Source organism: Stutzerimonas sp. FeSN7 (assembly GCF_030263795.1).
Lineage (GTDB): Bacteria > Pseudomonadota > Gammaproteobacteria > Pseudomonadales > Pseudomonadaceae > Stutzerimonas > Stutzerimonas stutzeri.
The window spans coordinates 1,095,126-1,116,148 of the sequence record NZ_JARPMN010000001.1; the positions used below are offsets into that span (position 1 = coordinate 1,095,126).

The 21,023-nt window shown below is 64.8% G+C and carries 18 protein-coding genes; 13 read left to right on the forward strand and 5 right to left on the reverse strand.

Annotated features, from left to right (window positions below):
* Window positions 1-19: 19 nt before the first annotated feature.
* A complete protein-coding gene (locus P5703_RS05025; protein ID WP_013983593.1) occupies window positions 20-871 on the reverse strand; it encodes a putative selenate ABC transporter substrate-binding protein in 852 nt (283 codons plus the stop codon).
* A gap of 230 nt (window positions 872-1,101) precedes the next feature.
* Between P5703_RS05025 and P5703_RS05030 the strand changes: the two genes are divergently transcribed.
* Window positions 1,102-1,296: a hypothetical protein gene (locus P5703_RS05030; protein ID WP_019405280.1), complete on the forward strand. Its 195-nt coding sequence runs from the start codon at window positions 1,102-1,104 to the stop codon at window positions 1,294-1,296.
* Window positions 1,297-1,361: 65 nt separating this feature from the next.
* On the opposite strand, the gene P5703_RS05035 is transcribed toward P5703_RS05030, so the two are convergent.
* On the reverse strand, window positions 1,362-2,174 hold the full coding sequence (locus P5703_RS05035; protein WP_011914076.1) for an undecaprenyl-diphosphate phosphatase: 813 nt from the start codon (window positions 2,172-2,174) through the stop codon (window positions 1,362-1,364).
* Between the two features lie 260 nt (window positions 2,175-2,434).
* Here P5703_RS05035 and P5703_RS05040 point away from each other — a divergent pair, with 260 nt between their 5' ends.
* From P5703_RS05040 to P5703_RS05060, 5 genes are all read left to right on the forward strand, one after another.
* Window positions 2,435-3,322, forward strand: a complete 888-nt coding sequence (locus tag P5703_RS05040; protein ID WP_084903455.1) for an NAD(P)-dependent oxidoreductase — start codon at window positions 2,435-2,437, stop codon at window positions 3,320-3,322.
* Window positions 3,319-4,101 carry a hydroxypyruvate isomerase family protein gene (locus P5703_RS05045; RefSeq protein WP_151320794.1) on the forward strand — a complete coding sequence of 261 codons (783 nt, stop codon included), beginning with the start codon at window positions 3,319-3,321 and terminating at the stop codon, window positions 4,099-4,101. Before P5703_RS05040 ends, P5703_RS05045 begins: the two co-directional genes overlap by 4 nt.
* Window positions 4,102-4,221: 120 nt before the next feature.
* Window positions 4,222-5,568 (forward strand): spinster family MFS transporter, encoded by a 1,347-nt coding sequence (locus P5703_RS05050; RefSeq protein WP_013983588.1) that lies wholly within the window; start codon window positions 4,222-4,224, stop codon window positions 5,566-5,568.
* Window positions 5,569-5,730: 162 nt separating this feature from the next.
* On the forward strand, window positions 5,731-6,996 hold the full coding sequence (locus tag P5703_RS05055) for an Hsp70 family protein (RefSeq protein ID WP_285585721.1): 1,266 nt from the start codon (window positions 5,731-5,733) through the stop codon (window positions 6,994-6,996).
* Between the two features lie 104 nt (window positions 6,997-7,100).
* Window positions 7,101-8,024, forward strand: a complete 924-nt coding sequence (locus P5703_RS05060) for a CHAD domain-containing protein (RefSeq protein WP_011914071.1) — start codon at window positions 7,101-7,103, stop codon at window positions 8,022-8,024.
* 59 nt (window positions 8,025-8,083) lie between these two features.
* Here the strand turns inward: P5703_RS05060 and rapA are convergent, their stop codons facing one another.
* Window positions 8,084-10,933 (reverse strand): RNA polymerase-associated protein RapA, encoded by a 2,850-nt coding sequence (rapA, locus tag P5703_RS05065; protein ID WP_048329663.1) that lies wholly within the window; start codon window positions 10,931-10,933, stop codon window positions 8,084-8,086.
* A gap of 149 nt (window positions 10,934-11,082) precedes the next feature.
* On the opposite strand from rapA, the gene P5703_RS05070 reads away from it, so the two are divergent.
* The 6 genes from P5703_RS05070 (at window position 11,083) to P5703_RS05095 (ending at window position 15,202) form a co-directional block, all read left to right on the forward strand.
* A complete protein-coding gene (locus P5703_RS05070) occupies window positions 11,083-11,379 on the forward strand; it encodes a hypothetical protein (protein ID WP_011914069.1) in 297 nt (98 codons plus the stop codon).
* A 1-nt stretch (window position 11,380) separates the two neighbouring features.
* A complete protein-coding gene (locus P5703_RS05075; protein WP_061374225.1) occupies window positions 11,381-12,004 on the forward strand; it encodes an alpha-ketoglutarate-dependent dioxygenase AlkB family protein in 624 nt (207 codons plus the stop codon).
* On the forward strand, window positions 11,994-12,158 hold the full coding sequence (locus P5703_RS05080) for a hypothetical protein (RefSeq protein WP_017246300.1): 165 nt from the start codon (window positions 11,994-11,996) through the stop codon (window positions 12,156-12,158). Before P5703_RS05075 ends, P5703_RS05080 begins: the two co-directional genes overlap by 11 nt.
* A 258-nt stretch (window positions 12,159-12,416) precedes the next feature.
* A complete protein-coding gene (gene ccoM / locus P5703_RS05085) occupies window positions 12,417-12,527 on the forward strand; it encodes a cytochrome c oxidase subunit CcoM (RefSeq protein ID WP_011914065.1) in 111 nt (36 codons plus the stop codon).
* 159 nt (window positions 12,528-12,686) lie between these two features.
* The gene (locus P5703_RS05090) at window positions 12,687-13,889 is read left to right on the forward strand and encodes an ISL3 family transposase (protein ID WP_285585726.1); all 1,203 of its coding nucleotides are present in this window, start codon (window positions 12,687-12,689) and stop codon (window positions 13,887-13,889) included.
* Window positions 13,890-13,999: 110 nt separating this feature from the next.
* On the forward strand, window positions 14,000-15,202 hold the full coding sequence (locus P5703_RS05095; RefSeq protein WP_161612779.1) for an ISL3 family transposase: 1,203 nt from the start codon (window positions 14,000-14,002) through the stop codon (window positions 15,200-15,202).
* Window positions 15,203-15,223: 21 nt separating this feature from the next.
* Here the strand turns inward: P5703_RS05095 and pulA are convergent, their stop codons facing one another.
* Together pulA and P5703_RS05105 are read right to left on the reverse strand one after the other, a co-directional pair.
* Window positions 15,224-18,343: a pullulanase-type alpha-1,6-glucosidase gene (gene pulA / locus P5703_RS05100; RefSeq protein WP_285585727.1), complete on the reverse strand. Its 3,120-nt coding sequence runs from the start codon at window positions 18,341-18,343 to the stop codon at window positions 15,224-15,226.
* Window positions 18,344-18,579: 236 nt separating this feature from the next.
* Window positions 18,580-19,050 carry a MaoC family dehydratase gene (locus P5703_RS05105; protein ID WP_011914063.1) on the reverse strand — a complete coding sequence of 157 codons (471 nt, stop codon included), beginning with the start codon at window positions 19,048-19,050 and terminating at the stop codon, window positions 18,580-18,582.
* Window positions 19,051-19,323: 273 nt separating this feature from the next.
* Here P5703_RS05105 and fadD2 point away from each other — a divergent pair, with 273 nt between their 5' ends.
* Window positions 19,324-21,012: a long-chain-fatty-acid--CoA ligase FadD2 gene (fadD2, locus tag P5703_RS05110; RefSeq protein ID WP_125875404.1), complete on the forward strand. Its 1,689-nt coding sequence runs from the start codon at window positions 19,324-19,326 to the stop codon at window positions 21,010-21,012.
* Window positions 21,013-21,023 lie beyond the last annotated feature (11 nt).

The window sequence follows — 21,023 nt, forward strand, 5'->3', positions numbered from 1 at the left end:
GGGCGACGCAGCGATGGCGTCACTTGAGCAGGCCGGCTGCGCGCGCGGCTTCCTCGATGCCGGCATAGTTCTCCGGCTTGGTCTCGATGAAGCGGCTGGCGGCCTGCAGATCGAGGATCGCCTTGTGCTCCGGGTTGGCCGGATCGAGGGCGAGGAACGCTGCCTTGATCTTCTCGACCAGCGCCGGATCGAGGTTGCCACGCACCGTCCAGTTGTAGTCGTAGTAGGGCGGGGTGGTGGAGATCACTCGCACCTTGGCGGTATCGACCTTGCCGGCCGCGACCAGCTTGTCCCAGACCGAGGCGTTGAGCACGCCGGCGTCGGCCTTGCCGGCTTCGACCCAGGCCGCAGTGGCGTCATGGGCGCCGGAGTAGGCGATGCGCTTGAAGTACTGCTCCGGCTCGATGCCGTCCTTGAGCATGAAGTAGCGCGGCATCAGGCTGCCGGAGGTGGAGGACACCGAGCCGAACGCGAAGGTCTTGCCCTTCAGGTCGGCCAGCGACTTGACCTCAGGGTCGGCGGTGATGAACTTGCTGGTGAACTGCTCGTCCTGCTCGCGCTGCACCAGCGGGATCGCATCGCCGGTCTTCAGGCGCGTCTGCACGAAGGTAAAGCCGCCGAGCCAGGCGAGATCGAGGCGGTCGGATGCCAGGGACTCGACGACCGCGGCGTAATCCGACACCGGGGTGAATTTCACCGGCATGCCCAGCTGCTGTTCCAGATATTCGCCCAGCGGCTTGAACTTGCGGATCAGCTCGGTCGGGGCTTCGTCAGGAATGGCAGAAACCCGCAGGGTTTCGGCGGCATGGGTAGTGGCAATGGACAAGGACAGGGCAAGGCCGGCGACGGCTGCCAGGGAGCGCTTCAGCATTGAGGGTTCTCCGGTTCAATAGCGGAAAAAGCGCGCGGATTATAGAGCCTGGCGGCCACCGGGAGCCAAGCGAAAAGCTGAACGACTTCAAAACCGGCCATCGCCCTGGCTGGACCGCTGGCGAAATATCCTGCAACACGACGAACTTTTTTCAGGCGCCAAACCTAAGGGTTCTGTAGTGGCCGAATATCAGCAATGTGCCACCCCGCAGGGCGAAGGAAACGAATGTGATGTGCGATGAGAAGCGTCAGTCGACCATGGTTTGGGCGGATGGCCACTCCTTCAGGGAGGTGGCCAGAATTCGGGAGCAGCCGGTCGAATCCAAGGACGATCCTGGCGTGGCGTTTGGCGAAAAGATGTTCACCCAGGCGCGTCTGGCGGCGTTCGTGCTCGGCCCGCTGCTGATCGATCTGCCACAAGGCTAGGGCGTCGCAAGACGAACCGGCCAAACGCCGCGGCAAGCGCCCAGCGCGAGCCGCGGCGTGATCACTCAGACGCCGCTGAACAGTACCAGCAGCACGGCGCCGAGAATCAGGCGATAGATCACGAACGGCAACATGCCGACACGCTCCAGCAGTTTGAGGAAAAAGTGGATGCACAGGTAGGCGCTGATCGCCGACAGCACCACCCCCAGCCCCATTGCCGTCCAGTCCACGGCTACCTCGCCTTCCACCAGATCGAGCGTGCTCAAGCCGCTGGCAAGCACGATGATCGGGATCGACAGCAAAAACGAGAAGCGCGCCGCGCCGGAGCGCGACAGTCCCAGCAGCAGGCCAGCCGTCATGGTGACGCCTGAGCGCGAGGTGCCGGGAATCAGTGCCAGTGCCTGTGCACAGCCGATCAGCAGAATGTCTTTCCAGCTCAGGCTGTGCTCATCGCGCGGTTGCGGGGTACGCCGGCTGACCACGTCGGACCACCACAGCAGCAGGCCGAAGCCGATGGTTGCCCAGGCGATCACCAGCGGCGAACGCATTTGCTCCTCGATGAATCCCTTGAACAGCAGCCCGGCGATGCCCGCCGGGATCGTGCCGAGAATGACGGCCCAGGCCAGCCGGCTGTCACCGACACGCTCGCGGCGGGCAAGGGATGCGAACCAGTCGCGGGTCATGCCGAACACTTCCTGGCGGAAGTACCAGACCACGGCGGCGAGCGTGCCCAGGTGCACGGCTACGTCGAATGCCAGCCCCTGGTCGTCCCAGCCCACCAGGTGCGGGAAGAGGATCAGGTGAGCGGAGCTCGATACCGGCAAGAACTCGGTAAGCCCCTGCACGATGGCCAGGACGATGATCTGAATTAAATCCATTGCTGTTTCCTGCGATGTCTTCTGATGCACGACGAGCACGTGCGATGAGCGGATGGTCTGCGCGAGGCGATGCCTCGGGGCCTCCTTCAGAGGCGCTTGAAGGCGGATCGTTCCGGTTGGTCGGGCAAAATGCTGGATTGCGTTTGATGACATTGTGACATTGCGCGGTCGCATGGGGCGGCGCTGCTGCGCCTCGCGCCATGGCCGGATACGCCGGGGCGGGGCTAGAATCGGCCATTCGTTCACCAAGGAGCCGTCTCATGTCCGATCTGCCAACCATTGCCTTCGCCGGGATCGGCCTGATGGGCCTGCCGATGTGTCGACGCCTGCTGGCGGCCGGGTATCGTCTGGTGGTGTGGAATCGCTCATCGGCGAAATGCCAGCCACTGGTCGATCTGGGCGCCAGGGCCGTGGCGACCCCCGCCGAGCTGTGCGCCGAGGCCGATGTCGTGCTGCTTTGCCTGGCCGACACCGCCGCCGTGCGCGAGGTGCTGTTCGGCAAGGGGGGGGTCGCCGAGGGCGGCAAGGCGGGCAAGCTGCTGGTCGACCATTCCAGCCTGGAACCCACCGCGACCCGGGATATGGCGGCAGAGCTGGAGTTTCGCTGTGGCATGCGCTGGGTCGATGCACCGGTCTCCGGCGGCACCGCGGGTGCCGAGGCGGGCACGCTGGCGATCATGGCCGGCGGCCGTGCCGAGGATGTCGAGCGGGTGCGGCCGATTCTGATGAACCTCGGCCAGCGTCTGACCCACATGGGCGAGGTCGGCGCCGGGCAGGTGACCAAGGTCTGCAACCAGATGATCGTCGCCTGCAACGCCCTGGTGATCGCCGAGGTGGTGGCGCTGGCCGAGCGCGCCGGGGTCGATGCCAGCCTGCTGGCGCCGGCACTGGCGGGCGGTTTCGCTGACTCCAGACCGTTGCAGATCCTCGCTCCGCAGATGGCGGCGAGCGAGTTCGAGCCGGTGAAATGGCACGTGCGCACCTTGCTCAAGGATCTCGACACCGCAGTGAAACTGTCTCGTGAGCAGGGCTCGGCGACGCCCTTGAGCGGTTTGGCCGCGCAGTTGATGCGCCTGCACGGCAGCCAGGGCAACCTGGAACGCGATCCGGCAACGCTGGTGCAGATGTACCGGGAGGGCGACCAGTGAAGATCGCGGCCAATCTTTCGCTGCTGTTCACCGAACTGCCGTTGATCGAGCGCATCCTCGCGGCCCGCGCCGCCGGCTTCGATGGTGTGGAGATCCAGTTCCCCTACGAAGTCCCGGCCATCCGGCTGAAGGACCAACTCGAGCGCGCCGGCCTGCCGCTGGTGCTGATCAACCTGCCGGCCGGCGACCTGATGCAGGGCGGCCCCGGGCTGGCGGCGGTACCGGAGAGGCAGGACGCCTTTGATGCCGCCCTGCAGGAGGCGCTGAACTACGCGCTCATGGTGCGCCCGGCCTGCGTCAACGTGCTGCCGGGGCGCCTGGCCGAGGGTGTCGAACGCGAACTGGCGCTGGAGACCCTGGAGCGCAACCTGTGGAAGACCGCCGATGCCTTCGAGCTGCTCGGCATCCGCGTGCTCTGCGAGGCGATCAATCCGCTGGACATGCCGGGATTTCTGATCAACAGCGCGGCCGACCTGCTTGCGCTGCTGGAGCGGGTCGAGCACCCCAACTGCATGGCGCAGCTGGACTTCTACCATATGGCCCGTCAGGGGCTGGACCTGCCGGACTGCATCGCCCGGCTGGCCGGGCGCATCGGTCATGTGCAGTTTGCCGATTGCCCCGGGCGCGGCGTGCCCGGTACCGGCGAGGTGGACTTCCCGGCGGCGCTGCAGGCGCTGCAGGCCGGCGGCTACCAGGGCTGGCTGGGCGCCGAATACAAGCCGGGCGAGCAGGGCCGCGAGGCCAGCCTCGGCTGGCTCGCCGAATGGCGCGCCCGCTGAACCATCGCGCGGCATAAGCGAGGCTGATGTTCGGAGACAGGAGCAGGCACAGACTCTAGAGTCATGGTCGAGTCCCGGCTGGTCTGCGGCCGGAATATAAGAACAATCGAGACCGACGTCATGCAGCCTTCCACCCAAGCTTCCAACGCCTGGCGCGTGCTGTTTCTGCTGTTTCTGGCGAATCTGTTCAACTTCTTCGATCGCACCATCCCGGCCATCATCGCCGAGCCGATCCGGCTGGAGTGGAGCCTCAACGACTTCCAGCTCGGCCTGATCGGCACCGCCTTCACCATCGTCTACGCCATTGCCGGCCTGCCGCTGGGGCGCATGGCCGACCTCGGCTCGCGGCGCAAGATCATGGGCTGGGGGCTCACCGCCTGGAGCGGCCTGACGGCTATCAACGGGCTGGCCTGGAACTTCTGGAGCTTCCTGCTGATTCGCATGGGCATCGGTATCGGCGAGGCCAGCTACGCGCCGGCGGCCAACTCGCTGATCGGCGACCTGTTTCCGGCGCACAAGCGGGCCCGGGCCATGGGCATCTTCATGCTGGGCCTGCCGCTGGGGCTGCTGCTGGCCTTCTTCACCATCGGTTCCATGGTCGAGTTCTTCGGCAGCTGGCGTGCGCCCTTCTTCATCGCCGCGGTGCCCGGGCTGGTGCTGGCGGTGTTCATCTTCCTGATCCGCGAGCCCACGCGCGGCGCGGCCGAGACCGTCAAGGTCTCGCAGGAACCCGTGCAGCAGCCGATCCGCAAGGTGCTGTCGATCCGGACCTTCTGGTGGCTGGTAATGGCCGGGCTGGCATTCAACTTCGCCACCTACGCCTGCAACGCTTTCATGGTGCCATTGCTGATGCGCTATCACGGGGTTTCGCTGGTCAATGCCTCGGTCGCCACCGGTGTGATCGTCGGCCTGACCGGCCTGATCGGCCTCACCCTAGGCGGCTGGGTCGCCGATCGCATCCATCAGCGCTTCGCCCGCGGCCGGCTGATGTTCGCCGCGGTGAGCATGCTGATCGCCACGCTCGCGACCGGTTACGCGCTGCTCGCCGGGCGGATCGACGTGGGCCTGTTCGTTGCGGTCTTCAGCATCGGCTGGCTGTTCTCCTACAACTTCTATACCTGCGTCTACACCGCGATCCAGGACGTGGTCGAGCCGCGCCTGCGGGCCACGGCCATGGCGCTGTTCTTTGCCGGCTTGTACCTGCTCGGTGGTGGCATGGGCACGGTGGTGGTGGGGCTGCTCTCGGACCATTTCGCCGAAGCGGCGATGCTGGCGGCAGGGGCTGGCGAAATGGCCGAGGCGTTCCGCGCCGAAGGGCTGCACGGCGCGATGTACCTGATTCCGGCGTCGCTGCTGCTGACCATGGTGTTCCTGTTCCAGGCTTCACGGACCTTCTGTGCCGATGCCAAGCGCATGACGGCCGGAATGACTGCCGGGGCGCCTGGTGCGGAGGCGGTGCCTGCCTGACAGGGCGTTGCGTCATGGGGTTTGTGCCCGGACCAGTGATGGCCGGGCACTTTTTTTTTTGCGGGTAGAACCCTTGGCTGCGGCAGCCGACGATAGGCCTGCAAGCGGGTGCTACCTCCATTACACTGCGCGGCCGTTTTTTCTGTACCCGCGGACCACACCATGTTCAACGCTTCACCTGCCTGCGCCTGCGGCATCGATTTCGGCACCTCCAATTCCACGGTCGGCTGGTGGCGGCCGGATGTCGATCCGCTTATCGCACTGGAAGGTGACCAGCCGACGCTGCCCTCGGTGGTGTTCTTCAATCTCGAAGAGCGTCGCCCGGTCTACGGTCGCCAGGCGCTGGACGAGTACCTCGAAGGCTACGAGGGGCGACTGATGCGCTCGCTCAAGAGCCTGCTCGGCTCCAAGCTGCTGAAGAGCGAAACCACCGTGCTGGGCAGCGCCATGCCGTTCAAGGATATCCTCGGGCTGTTTCTCGGCACCCTCAAACAGCGGGCAGAAGCCGCGGCGGGCCGGCCTTTCGAGGAGGTCGTGCTGGGCCGGCCGGTGTTCTTCGTCGACGATGATCCGCAGGCCGACCGCGAGGCGTCCGAGACCCTGGCGGGGGCTGCGCGCAAGATCGGCTTCGGCGAGGTGTCCTTCCAGTACGAGCCGATCGCCGCGGCCTTCGACTACGAGTCGCGTATCGAGCGCGAGGAGCGCGTGCTGATCGTGGATATCGGCGGCGGTACCTCCGACTTCTCGCTGGTGCGCCTGTCGCCCGAGCGCCGTGCGGTGGACGACCGGCAGGCGGACATCCTCGCGACAGGCGGCGTGCATATCGGCGGCACCGACTTCGACAAGCAGCTCAGCCTGCACGGGGTGATGCCGCTGTTCGGCTATGGCAGCCGGATGAAAAGCGATGCACCGATGCCTACCAGCACCCACCTCAACCTCGCCACCTGGCACACCATCAACGCGGTCTACGCGCCGGCGTCGCAGCGCGCGCTGCAGAGCATGCGCTACGACATCGTCGATCCCACCGGCATCGATCGGCTGTTCCGCCTGATCGAGCAGCGCGCCGGCCACTGGCTGGCGATGCAGGTGGAGCAGGGCAAGATCGAGCTCACCGAGCAGCAGCGCTTCGCCATCGATTTTCAGCGCATCGAGCCGGATCTGCGGGTCGAGCTGAGCCGGCAGGGCTTCGAGAGCGCCATCGCCGCGCTGCTCGAACGCATCGGTGCCAGCATCAAGCAGCTGCTGGCCGATGCCGGGGTGCGTGCCGAGGAGGTCGACACGGTGTTCTTCACCGGCGGTTCCAGTGCCATTCCCGCATTGCGTGACAGCGTCGCCGGGTTGCTGCCGCGGGCGCGCCATGTCGAGGGCAACCGCTTCGGCAGCATCGGCAGCGGGTTGGCCATCGAGGCGCGCAAGCGCTACGGTTGAGCCGGGCCGCAACGTCATTCGCTGACACAAAAACTTCACACTGACGGGTCAACGTCGGGTGCAGGCTGCGGGTCCCATTAACGGTGCTCAAGCGGAGCGTCTTCATGGAGAGCAATTCGATGGCCTATCGCATCCGACCTACTCGCAATGCCGCCAAGGAAGTGCGCAAGGCCGCCCTGCAGCGCATCGACAAGGCGATCCAGGCGCTTACGGTCGAGGCGGATGAGCGCGCGGAAGGGGTGCATCAGGCGCGTAAGCGCTTCAAGGAACTGCGAGCCTTGTTGCGGCTGGTACGCGAGCCGCTCGGTGCACGTTTCAAGCTCGACAACCGGCGGCTGCGCGACGTGGGGCGGCGCCTGGCCGAGTCCCGCGATGCCGCGGCGATGCTGGAAAGCTGGGACGCCCTGGCACGGGCCAACCAGCCACTGTTCGTCAGCGACGCGTTCCGCCAGATTCGCCTGCAACTGCAGCAGCGCGCCGCGCCGGATGGCGAGGTGCACGCGGATTTCGACGCGGAGCTGGCCGAAGTGCTGGGTGAGCTACGTGCGCTGACCCAGGAAATGCAGCACTGGAAGCTGTCCGGCAAGGGCTTCGGGCTGCTCGCCAACGGGTTGCGCCGCACCTACAGCGACGGCGTGCGGGATCTGGCGCGGGCGGAACGGGATGCTTCGGACGAGCTGCTGCACGAGTGGCGCAAGCGGGTGAAGGATCATTGGTATCACTGCCAGCTGCTTTCGCCGTGCTGGCCGGACGCGCTGGAAAGCCGCGCCGATCAGCTCAAGCAGGTCGCCGATGCCTTGGGCGATGACCATGACCTGGCGATGATGGCCCAGCTGATGGAGCGCGAGCCCGATCTGTTCGGCGCGCCGGAGACTCGAGAACAGTTGCAGCGTTGTATCCAGCAGCGCCGCGAGCAGCTGCAGCAACGAGCGCTGCGCCTTGGCCGGCGGCTCTACGCCGAGGGGCCGAAGGCGCTGGTCACCCGAATGGCGGCCTACTGGTGTATCGCCCGGGCGGAGCGCGGTTAGCTTCGCACGTGGCTCTGGGGCGGGCCTCAGCCCGCCGGTCAGGGCCGGAACGCGCCAGCTTATCCGGCAACCAGTACGCGTATCGCTTCCAGGCGCAGGGCGGCCTTTTCCAGTGCCGCCAGACCGTCCTCGCGTTGCTGGCGCAGCGCTTCGATTTCGCTGTCACGCACGCTCGGGTTGACGGCCTGCAGGGCCACCAGTCGGGCAAGCTCTTCGTCCAGCCCTGCCTTGAGCTTGCGCTGGGCTTCGGCGACGCGTTCGACATGGCGCGGCTTGATCTTGGCCTCGGCGGCGGCGATCTGTGTGGCCAGCACGTCGCGCTGGGCCTGGACGAACTTGTTGGCGCTGGCGCGTGGCACGCTTTCCAGCTGATCGTTGAGCGTGTCGAAGGCCACCTTGGCCGCCAGGTCGTTGCCGTTGCCGTCGAGTAGGCAGCGCAGCGCCAGCGGCGGCAGGAAGCGGCTCAGCTGCAGGGCGCGCGGCGCCACCACCTCGCTGACGAACAACAGTTCTAGCAGCACGGTGCCCGGCTTGAGCGCCTTGTTCTTGATCAGCGCCACCGCGGTGTTGCCCATGGAGCCGGACAGCACCAGGTCCATGCCGCCCTGCACCATGGGATGCTCCCAGGTGAGGAATTGCATGTCCTCGCGGGCCAGCGCCTGCTCGCGGTCGTAGGTGATGGTCACGGCCTCGTCGTCGCCCAGCGGGAAACTGGCGTCCAGCATCTTTTCGCTGGGGCGCAGCACCAGGGCATTTTCCGAGTGGTCTTCACTGTCGATGCCGAACGCATCGAACAGCTGCTCCATGTAGATCGGCAGCGCGAACTGATCGTCCTGCTCCTCGATGGCGTCCACCAGCGCCTTGCCCTGCTCGCCACCGCCGGAGTTGAGTTCCAGCAAACGGTCGCGGCCGGCATGCAGCTCGGCTTCCAGGCGCTCACGCTCGGCGCGGGCTTCGTCGATCAGGCCCTGGAAGGTGTCGTCATCGCCATCTTCCAGCAGCGGCAGCAGGCGCGGGCCGAACTGATGTTGCAGGGCATTGCCGGTCGGGCAGGTGGCCAGGAAGGCGTTCAGCGCTTCGTGGTACCACTTGAACAGGCGCTCCTGCGGGCTGGTTTCCAGATAGGGCACGTGCAGCTGGATAGTGTGCTGCTGGCCGATACGGTCGAGGCGGCCGATGCGCTGCTCGAGCAGGTCAGGATGAGCCGGCAGATCGAACAGCACCAAATGGTGGCTGAACTGGAAGTTGCGGCCTTCGCTGCCGATTTCCGAGCAGATCAGCACCTGCGCGCCGAACTCCTCGTCGGCGAAGTAGGCCGCGGCGCGGTCACGTTCGAGGATGCTCATGCCTTCGTGGAATACCGTGGCCGGGATGCCGGAGCGCACGCGCAGCGCGTCCTCCAGATCCAGCGCGGTCTCGGCGTGGGCGCAGATGACCAGCACCTTGTACTTCTTCAGCATCTTCAGGGTGTCGATCAGCCACTCGACACGCGGGTCGAACTGCCACCAGCGATTCTGCTCGTCGGCCGGTTCCTGCTGACTCTGGAAGGCGACTTCCGGATACAGCTCGGCGTGCTCGCCCAGCGGCAGCTCCATGTATTCGGCGGGGCAGGGCAGCGGGTAGGGGTGTAGCTGGCGCTCGGGAAAGCCCTGCACGGCGGCGCGCGTATTGCGAAACAGCAGGCGGCCGGTGCCGTGACGGTCGAGCAGCTCGCGGATCAGCCGACTGCTGGCCTCGATATCGCCATCGGTGGCGGCGGCGAGCAGGGCTTCGCCTTCGGCGCCGAGGAAATCATGGATGGTCTGATGAGCCTGCTGCGAGAGACGACCCTCGTCGAGCAGTTCCTGCACGGCTTCGGCCACTGGCTGGTAGCTGGAGCTCTCGGCGCGGAAGGCGTCGAGGTCGTGAAAGCGATTCGGGTCGAGCAGGCGCAGACGGGCGAAGTGGCTGTCCAGGCCCAGCTGTTCCGGGGTCGCGGTCAGCAGCAGCACGCCGGGGATCACTTCCGCCAGCTGTTCGACCAGCCGGTATTCGGCGCTGGCACTTTCCGGGTGCCAGACCAGATGGTGCGCCTCGTCCACCACCAGCAGGTCCCAGCCGGCGGCGAAGGCGGCATCCTGGGCGCGCTCGTCTTCCTTCAGCCACTCCAGCGACACCAGCGCCAGTTGGGTGTCTTCGAACGGGTTGCTGGCATCGCTCTCAATGAAGCGCTCGGCATCGAACAGCGCAACTTCCAGATTGAAGCGGCGGCGCATTTCCACCAGCCATTGGTGCTGGAGGTTTTCCGGAACCAGGATCAGCACCCGGCTGGCGCGGCCGGAGAGCAGCTGGCGATGGATGATCAGGCCGGCTTCGATGGTCTTGCCCAGGCCCACCTCGTCTGCCAGCAGCACGCGGGGGGCGATGCGGTCGGCGACCTCCTTGGCAATGTGCAGTTGGTGCGCGATGGGCTGTGCACGCACGCCACCCAGGCCCCACAGCGAGGACTGCAGCTGGGCACTCTGGTGCTGCAGGGTGTGGTAGCGCAGGCTGAACCAGGCCAGCGGGTCGATCTGGCCGGCGAAGAGGCGGTCGCTGGCCAGGCGGAACTGGATGAAGTTCGACAGCTGGGTTTCCGGCAGGGTGCGGGCTTCGTTCTGCGCGGTCAGACCGTGATAGACCAGCAGGCCATCGACGTCATCGACCTCGCGCACGGTCATCTTCCAACCTTCGAAGTGGGTGATCTCGTCTCCCGGGACGAAGCGTACGCGGGTCAGTGGCGCACTGCGCGTCGCATACTGGCGGGTTTCGCCGGTCGCCGGGTAAAGCACGGTGAGCATCCGTCCATCCTGAGTGAGGATGGTTCCGAGGCCGAGTTCCGCCTCGCTGTCGCTGATCCAGCGTTGCCCCGGTAGATACTGCTGCGCCATGCTGCCTCCCGCTGTGAAAAAGCCGGCTATGGTAACGGAACGTCGCCGGGAGAGCGACGCCGATGGCGACTGCTCGACGCATGAAGTGTAGCGGTCCTGTTAAAGTTGACCGGTGCCGCGCCGACTCACAGGTAAGGAGGGCCATCAGCATGCTGCCACCCATTCCAACCGGCGTGATTCCGGTTGCCGCCCAGCAGGACGTGGTCAAGCCACGCCCCGAGGTGGCGCCGGTAACACCCGTACAGGCGAGCTCCGACGAAAGCGCCGTCACGCTCGACCGCCGGCATCCGCAGGAGAGCGCGGAAATGCTGCGCGACGAGCAACGGCGGCGGCAGCGTCGCGGCTATACCCCGGAGGAGCTGGCCAAGGGCGAGACCGACGAGCAGGATCAGGCCGCGCTCGAAGAACTGCCGCGCCAAGGGCTCTGGGTCGATGTCGAGGTCTGATGTGCCTGCGAGCGGCCCGCGCCATGTTCCATCGATCGAGCTGCCCGATGCAGCGCTGGACTACCGAGCGGACTGGGTTGACAGCGATACCGCCGATGCCTGGCTGCAGGAGCTGATCCTCGCCACGCCCTGGACGCAGCCGGAGATACGCCTCTACGGCCGCCAGGTCGCGGTGCCGCGCCTGGTGGCCTGGTACGGTGATTCGCAGGCAGCGTATCGCTATTCCGGCCTGCAGCATGAGCCGCTGGCCTGGACACCGCTGTTGCAGGAGGTCCGTCAGCGTCTGGAGCGCGAAACGGGGCATCGCTTCAATGGCGTGTTGCTCAACCTGTATCGCGACGGCGGCGATGCCATGGGCTGGCACAGTGACGACGAAGGCGAGCTGGGCCGCAATCCTGTCGTGGCATCGTTGAGCCTGGGAGCCGAGCGGCGCTTCGACCTGCGGCGCAAGGGCAGTGGACGGATTCAGCATTCGCTGCTTCTGGGACATGGTTCGTTGCTGGTCATGAGTGGCGCCACGCAGCATCATTGGCAACATCAGATCGCGCGGACCAGCAAGGTATCGCAGCCGCGTCTCAACCTGACATTTCGCCTGATCCACCGAGACCAACCACATGAGCAGTGACGAGAACCTGATCGATTTCAGCGCCGAACGTGCCCGCCGCATTCACGACCTGAACGACAAGCGACTCGAGGAGATGCGCAAGACCTTCGAGCAGGTCCTGCCGCTTGGCAAGCCGAAGAAGAAGAAGGGCAAGAAGCCCTCGAAGAAACGCTGAACGGCACCCACTCCCGCCTATCTCCGTTTCATACCGTTTCGTTATTAGTACCCAATGCCGCTATTCGCGCTTCATGCGCTCGGCGGCGGAATCGCCCCCGTTTCCTTCCTGATACCCCCGTTTTCTTGACCTGGATCAGTCGTTGCGCGCGCCTGGGATCGGCATCTTGCGGCCATTGACGCGGGTCAATTTTTTCCCGGTCGCCCGGGTTTACCTTGAACCCATCGAACAGCGAATCAGGTTTCGGAGGTAGGTCTCATGTTTGTCGATAATGTGGTGCTCGCAGGGGTGGTCACGGTCGGCCTGATGGTCGCCTTCCTCGGAGGCTTCGGATATTTCATCTGGAAGGACGCGCACAAGAAGCGCTGAGTTCTTCCAGATTCAAAGAGCACGCAAGGCATTTAGGCGACCTATGGTCGCCTTTTTTTTGGTTCTTCGCGGACTCTGGGGGAAGAGCGAGTTGACAGTCAGGGAAGCAGGTAAATTGGCAGTCGCCAAACACACCCTTCACCTGTCCCTGCTGTCGCCGTGCATCCTATTGATCTTGCCTCGTTCTGGCCAGGCTATGACGTCGTTGCCTGCCGTTCATCTGCCAACAACTCCCTTCTGATTGAGCTTGAGCCTCAAGCCGGTTCAGTGCCCAGGTGCGGGCGTTGTGGTCAGCTCAGCCCGTTGATTCACGAGCGCCGGATTCGTCTGGTGCGTGATCGCGATCTGTTCGATCAGCGCGTCCTGCTTCAACTACCCGTGCGCCGAGTCGATTGCCTGAACTGTGGTCGGGTGACCGAGCGGATCGACTGGCTGGAGCCTGCATCTCGCCTGACCCGGCGGTTACGGGTCTGGCTCGAAAGCCTGCTGCGGCTGCTGCCGATCAGCCACGTCAGCCGGCTCACCGGCCTGCACTGGCACACCCTCAAGACGCTCGATAAACGACGCCTGGAAGCCGAGGTAGGCACCTTCGATTCAAGCGGTGTCCGCCGGTTGGTGATGGACGAGTTCGCCCTGCACAAGGGGCATCGCTATGCCACGGTCATCATGGATGCCGAGCGAACACGGGTGCTGTGGGTCGGCCACGGCAACAGCCGTGAGGCGATCCGCCCGTTCTTTGAATTGCTCGGCGAGCACTGCCAGCAGATTGAGGCGGTGGCCATGGACATGAACACGGCTTTCGGCCTGGAGGTAAAGCAACATTGCCCGCAGGCCGAAGTGGTGTACGACCTGTTTCACGTCGTCGCGCGCTACGGCCGGGATGTGATCGACCGTATCCGGGTCGACCAGGCCAACCTCCTGCGCGAAGACAAGCCGGCACGAAAGGCGGTCAAGCAGAGTCGTTGGCTGCTGCTGCGAAATCGCGACAACCTGAAGGACGGACAGGCCGTGCAGCTACAGGAACTGCTCGCAGCGAACCAGCCGCTGGCTACGGTCTATGTACTCAAGGATGCCTTGAAGGATGTCTGGTACGCCCCCAGCGTACGAGAGGGTTGGCGACGCTGGCGAACCTGGCTGCGACATGCTCGCGAGAGCGGCCTCGCGCCGCTGCAACGCTTCGCTCGCAACCTGCGCAAATACGCCCGAGGCATCCTTGCCAGTGCTCACTTCCACATGCATACCAGCGTCCTTGAGGGTGTTAACAACCGCATCAAGGTGATCAAGCGCATGGCCTATGGATTTCGGGACTCGGAATACTTCTTTCTGAAAATCAAGGCCGCCTTCCCCGGGAAAGCGCGATGAACCTTTTTTTTGGTTCTTCGCGGACTCTGGGGGAAGAGCGAGTTGACAGTCAGGGAAGCAGGTAAATTGGTAGTCGCCAAACCAACCATCCACCTGTCCCTGCTGTCGCCGTGCATCCTATTGATCTTGCCTCGTTCTGGCCAGGCTATGACGCCGTTGCCTGCCGTTCATCCGCCAACAACTCCCTTCTGATTGAGCTTGAGCCTCAAGCCGGTTCAGTGCCCAGGTGCGGGCGTTGTGGTCAGCTCAGCCCGTTGATTCACGAGCGCCGGATTCGTCTGGTGCGCGATCGTGATCTGTTCGATCAGCGCGTCTTGCTTCAACTACCCGTGCGCCGAGTCGATTGCCTGAGTTGTGGGCGGGTGACCGAGCGGATCGACTGGCTGGAGCCTGCATCTCGCCTGACCCGGCGGTTACGGGTCTGGCTCGAAAGCCTGCTGCGGCTGCTGCCGATCAGCCACGTCAGCCAGCTCACCGGCCTGCACTGGCACACCCTCAAAACGCTCGATAAACGACGCCTTCAAGCCGAGGTAGGCACCTTCGATTCAAGCGGTGTCCGCCGGTTGGTGATGGACGAGTTCGCCCTGCACAAGGGGCATCGCTATGCCACGGTCATCATGGACGCCGAGCGAACGCGGGTGTTGTGGGTCGGCCACGGCAACAGCCGTGAGGCGATCCGCCCGTTCTTTGAATTGCTCGGCGAGCACTGCCAGCAGATTGAGGCGGTGGCCATGGACATGAACACGGCTTTCGACCTGGAGGTGAAGAAGCATTGCCCGCAAGCCGAAGTGGTGTACGACCTGTTTCACGTCGTCGCGCGCTACGGTCGGGATGTGATCGACCGTATCCGGGTTGACCAGGCCAACCTCCTGCGCGAAGACAAGCCGGCACGAAAGGCGGTCAAGCAAAGCCGCTGGCTGCTGCTGCGCAATCGCAACAACCTGAAGGACGGACAAGCCGTGCAGCTTCAAGAACTACTCGCGGCCAACCAGCCGCTGGCTACGGTCTATGTCCTCAAGGATGCGCTGAAGGATGTCTGGTTCGCCCCCAGCGTACGAGAGGGCTGGCGCCGCTGGCGAACCTGGTTGCGGCACGCCCGGGACAGCGGCCTCGCGCCGCTACAGCGATTCGCTCGCAACCTGCGCAAATACGCCCGAGGCATCCTCGCCAGTGCCAACTTCCACATGCATACCAGCGTCCTTGAGGGCGTCAACAACCGCATCAAGGTGATCAAGCGTATGGCCTATGGTTTTCGGGACTCGGAATACTTCTTCCTGAAAATCAAGGCTGCCTTCCCCGGGAAAGCGCGATGAACCTTTTTTTTTGCGCGCGATTTATCGACGGGTCTGGGGCTGGATGAACACCGTCGTCGTGAATGCCGGAACCTCGAACATCCCATTGCTTACCGTTGCCTGACGGTTGATCGGGTCGACCGAGGCTTTGAGCACCGGATGCAACCGATAGCCATCGGCGGCCGGCAGGCGAACCCGCTTGTCCCATGCATTGATCACCACCATCAAAGCGCTGTAGCGGCGGTCCAGGTCGCGCCCCTCGCGTGGATTATCCGCCAGGCTGAAGGCGATCACTCCAGGCAGCTGTTCAGGCCCGGTATTGTGGAAATGCAGGCGCCGTTGCACCTCGCGGGCGCTCTCCAGCTGGAACAGCGGGCTGTCGCTGCGGATGCTCAGCAGCTCGAGAAAACGTCGTTTCGCCGCGACGATGTCGGCGCTGCCCGGTTTGGCCTGTGGATCGACGATGATCCTGCGAATCAGCGGCCAGTTGTCGCCGTCCTTGTCCGCGCGTGGCAAGCCCTTGTTCCAGTTGTTGTCCTGGTAGCTGAAATCCACCGCGTTGAACCAGTCCCCCGAGTCGTAGCTGTCGCGCTGCATGGACTTTGAACGCAGGATGTCGGAGCCGAGATGAATGAACGGCACGCCCTGACTGAACAGCGGCACCGACAGCGCCACCAGGTGCAGGCGGACCCGGTCGGCAACCGACAGGCTGCTGGCGAACTTGTACTGGTTGTTGTCCCACAGCGTCTGGTTGTCGTGCTTGGAGACGTAGTTGACGGTTTCCTGCGGGTCCAGCGTATAGCCGGCGGGCTGGCCGTTGTAGTCGATCTCGCTGCCCTTGCGCGTGCTGCCATCGGCGGTGACGAACTGGAAATCGCGCAGCCCGCCGGCGATGCCGACGCGGATCAGGTCGGCGGCGTGCAGCAGTTGCGCTTTTTCCTGAGCCCCGGCGCCGCTCAGCTCGTTGGGTCGCAGGTAGAGCCCGTTGGCGAAGCCCTGGTTGCGGCGGATGCTGTCGCCGCCATCGAAGGGGCTGCCGCCGCGTACCGCATCACGCTGTCGATCGTTGAATGTGCCGACACCGGTACCGGCCATGTTCAGCTGGTTGGCATTGATGCCGCGCGCATTGCCGGCGACCTCGCCGAATTCCCAGCCTTCACCGTAGAAATAGGTCTCGCGATCGATGCGGCGGACCGCACGATACGCATCGACGACCTGCTCGCGCATGTGGTGACCCATGAGATCGAAGCGAAAACCGGCGATCTTGTAGTCGCGGGCCCAGACCTTCAGCGAGTCGATCATCAGCTTGGCCATCATGCGGTGCTCGCTGGCGGTGTTCTCGCAGCAGGTCGAGGTTTCGACCGCGCCGGTGGTGGGGTTGCGGCGGTGGTAGTAACCGGGCACGACCTTGTCCAGAACCGATTTGTCAGCCAGGCCGGAGGCGTTGGTGTGGTTGTAGACCACGTCCATCACCGTGGCCAGGCCGTTGCCGGCCAAGGCCTGCACCATCTGGCGGAACTCGATGATGCGCTGCACGCCTTCGGCATTGCTGGCGTAGCTGCCCTCGGGCGCGGTGAAGTGGAAGGGGTCGTAGCCCCAGTTGAAGTCATCCATCCCGCGCAGGTCGTCGTACAGTGACTGCGCCTGGCCGCTGGCCGGGTCGAAGCCCTGCAGCACCTGGCGGATGCTTGCCGCGCTGCAGTATTGCGCCCAGCGCTGGCGGGCCTGGTCCGAGAGGTCGCAGAGCTTGGCGAAGGGATCGTCGAGGTTGATCCGCCGGGCGGGGTCTTCGTCGATGGTCGCGATGTCGAACACCGGCAGCAGCTGGACGTGGGTGAGCCCGGCCTTCTGCAGGTCGCGCAGGTGCCGCATGCCGTTGCTGTCAGGTCGGGTAAACGCGGCGTAGGTGCCGCGCAGCGCGGCCGGCAGGCTGGCGTCGCTGGCGCTGAAATCACGCAGGTGGGTTTCGTAGATCACGCTCGCTTCAGGGCGCTCTGGGCGTGGCGGACGCACCGCATCCCAGCCGGCGGGCTTGAGATCATCGGCATTCAGGTCGACCACCTGGGCGTACTGGCTGTTGCGTGACAGGCTCAGGGCGTAGGGGTCGCTGACCAGCGTCGTCTCGATCCTGCCGGTGCTGGGTCGGTAGGCGGTGACTTCGTACTGGTAGTACTGCCGATCCAGCGAACGCGGACCTTCCAGGCTCCAGACGCCGAGCCGCTCCCGCATAGGCTTGGGGTATCCCGGTAGCAGCCGTTTGGACGCATCGAAAACATGCAGGCGAACCCGCTGTGCGGTCGGTGCCCAGAGCTTGAAGGACACACCTCTGCCATCGAGCGTTGCACCCAGCTCACCGTTGTAGGCGAACAGCATGTCGAGGATGCCGGCGGTCTGCACTTCGGTGGCATCGATAACCCGGTCGTCCGCGTCATAGGCGACCACCACCAGTTGGCTCATCACGGCGCGACGCAGGGCATGTGCGCTGGCCTTGATCCGGTACGCCGGGGCATCGGCCAGATGCGGGTGCTGGCGCTTGAGGCCGTTGCGCAGGCTGGCCGGTTGCATCGCCAGCGCCTGTCCGCCGCTGACGGTACGCGCCTCGCTGTCGATGCGAATGCTGGCATCGTGGGCATAGCGCAGCTCGACGCGGCTGGCGCCCGGAGCGCCGCCCACCAGCGCAAGCGTGAACGGATCGAGCCAGTGCGCACGGGCGCCCTTGATCGCCACGGCGCTGCCGCTTATTGGCGTGCTGGACAATTGCGGGTTGCCGCTGACCGTGAAGACGCGACGGCCGAGTTCGTCGAAGCGCCAGACCAGGTCGGTACCGCCCAGATCCTTCTCGTCGCCCTTGTGCATGATCAGGTTCAGGCAGCTGGCGTCGGCGCTGAGTGGGATGCGGTAGAGCGCGCCATGCTCCGGGTCGGTCTCCGCCGCCGCGAGCGGTTGCGTCCAGCTGGTTTCGGTCGCACTGCCGTTGCAGTCGGCGGTGTTCCACAGGTGCGGGCCCCAGCCGTTGTAGTCGCCGTCGGCGCGTTGGTAGTAGAGCAGGGCCTCGTCGGGGCCAGGGTCGAGCGGAACAGCCGAAGCGGATGGCACGGCCAGCGGCAAGCCACCGAGGAGCAGCGCCGCCAGGCGCCAGTGAGCGATCGAGCGAATGAGCATGGGTGAGGGTCCCGTTGTTGTTCTTTTTGTACTGCTCGCTGGATGGTCGACGCGCGTGATCGGATCGGCATCCTTCCGGCGGGAAGTGCACGGGGCGTAGCCAAAGGCCGTAATAGCCTTGTGCCTGTCCCCCGTCCGGGGCCGGCTCCCTGCCGACAGGCGCGGTAGAAATGAAGAGGGCGCCGCTCGGGCGCCCTCCATTTGCCGTCGCCAACCGGTGGCGAACCTGGAAATACTCAGCCGATGGAAATCGGCGGCAGCTCCTTCAGTTCGACGGTTTCCTGCTTGCGCGGGGCGAGCACTTCGGCTTCGCCGTCGACCACCAGTTCGTCGTTCTGGTTGAACACCCGGGTGGCGATGCGCACGCGGTTCTTTGGCAGCTTCTCGAGAATTTCCAGGCGCACGGTCAGCGTGTCGTTGATCTTCACCGGACGGGTGAACTTCATGGTCTGGCCCAGGTAGATGGTGCCTGGGCCAGGCATGGTGCAGGCGACCGCGGCGCTGATCAGCGCGCCGCTGAACATGCCATGGGCGATGCGCTCCTTGAACAGGGTACCGGCGGCGAACTCGGCATCCAGGTGCACCGGGTTGCGATCACCGGACATCGCGGCGAACAGCTGGATGTCCTTTTCCTCGACGTGTTTTTCGTAGCTCGCCTGCTGACCGACCTCCAGGTCGGCGTAAGGCGTGTTGCTGATCGTGCTCATGGATTGTCCTCAGGCTGGTCGGCGCACCGGATGCTGCGCCCGATGGATCGAAGCGGCTCGCGCGATCCGAGCTGGCCGGTGCCGCGCGCTGGGGCTGCATTCTAGAGGCATGGGCTGCGCTTGTCCCGGCGCCGGACCGCGTGATGCCGTGATGAAAGATTCACAGCGGTGATTAATGCGGCTCGGGCTGTTGCGCCGCGACGCCGACCTGCTAAGTTCGCCAGAGCCCGCTGTGCGTGGGCCAGACACTCTCAGGTAAAGAGGCCAATAACAATGCAGCCTGAATTCTGGAATGACAAACGCCCTGCCGGCGTGCCCAACGACATCGATCTCGCTGCCTATCGCTCGGTCGTGGAAGTGTTCGAGCGCGCCTGCAAGGCGCACGCCGACCGCCCGGCGTTCAGCAACATGGGCGTGACCCTCAGCTATTCCGATCTGGAACGTTACTCCGCCGCGTTCGCCGCCTGGCTGCAGCACCACACCGATCTGCAGCCTGGTGATCGCATCGCCATCCAGATGCCCAACCTGCTGCAGTACCCGGTCGCGGTGTTCGGCGCGCTGCGTGCGGGGCTCATCGTGGTCAACACCAACCCGTTGTATACCGCGCGGGAGATGCGCCACCAGTTTCAGGATTCCGGCGCGCGGGCGCTGGTGTACCTCAATACGTTCGGCAACCACGTGCAGGAGGTGCTGGCCGACACCGCGATCGAGCACCTGATCGAGGTGCAGATCGGCGACATGCTGCCGACGTTGCGCGGGGCGCTGGTCAATGCGGCGGTCAAGCATCTGAAGAAGATGGTGCCCGACTACAGCCTGCCGCAGGCCGTCGCCTTCAAGAACCTGCTGCGCGACGGCGCGCGCCACAGCCTGAAGCCGACGCCGCTCAGCCTGGATGACATCGCTGTGCTGCAGTACACCGGCGGCACCACGGGTGTGGCCAAGGGCGCCATGCTGACCCACGGCAACCTGGTGGCCAACATGCAGCAGGTGCGGGCGAACATGCAGCAGCTCGACGCCCAGGGTCACCCGGTGATCCGCGAAGGCCAGGAGGTGATGATCGCCCCACTGCCGCTGTATCACATCTATGCCTTCACGGTTAACTGCATGTGCATGATGGTCACCGGGAACCACAGCGTGCTGATCACCAACCCGCGAGATATCAATGGCTTCGTCAAGGAGCTGCAGCGCTGGCAGTTCTCCGCCTTCCTCGGCCTCAATACCTTGTTCGTCGCGCTGATGGCCCATCCGCAGTTCAAGAAGGTCGACTTCTCCCGCCTCAAGGGCACCAATTCGGGCGGCACCGCGCTGGTTTCGGCGGTGGCCGAGCGCTGGAAGAGCATGACCGGCTGCACCGTCGTCGAGGGCTACGGCCTGACCGAGACGTCGCCGGTGGTTTGCGCCAACCCTCACGGCGAGCATTCGCGGCTGGGTACCGTCGGCCTGCCGGTGCCCGGCACCACGCTGAAAGTCATCGACGACGAGGGCAATGCCCTGCCGCTGGGCGAGCGCGGCGAGTTGTGCGTGAAGGGACCGCAGGTGATGAAGGGCTACTGGCAGCGCCCCGAGGCGACGGCGGAAGTGCTCGACGAAGAGGGCTGGCTGCGAACCGGTGACATCGCCGTGATCGACCAGGACGGTTTCGTCAGCATCGTCGACCGCAAGAAGGACCTGATCATCGTCTCGGGCTTCAATGTCTATCCCAACGAGATCGAGGACGTGGTGATGGCTCATCCCAAGGTGGCAGCCTGCGCCGCCATCGGCGTGGCGGACGAGAAATCAGGCGAGGCGGTCAAGTTGTTCGTCGTGCCGAGCGACCCGACGCTGACCCAGGAAGAACTGCACGCCTACTGCCGGGAGAATTTCACCGGATACAAGATGCCGCGCCATTACGTGTTCCGCGATGCATTGCCCATGACACCGGTCGGCAAGATCCTGCGCCGGGAGCTGCGCGAAAGCGCCTGATGGCGCGAGCA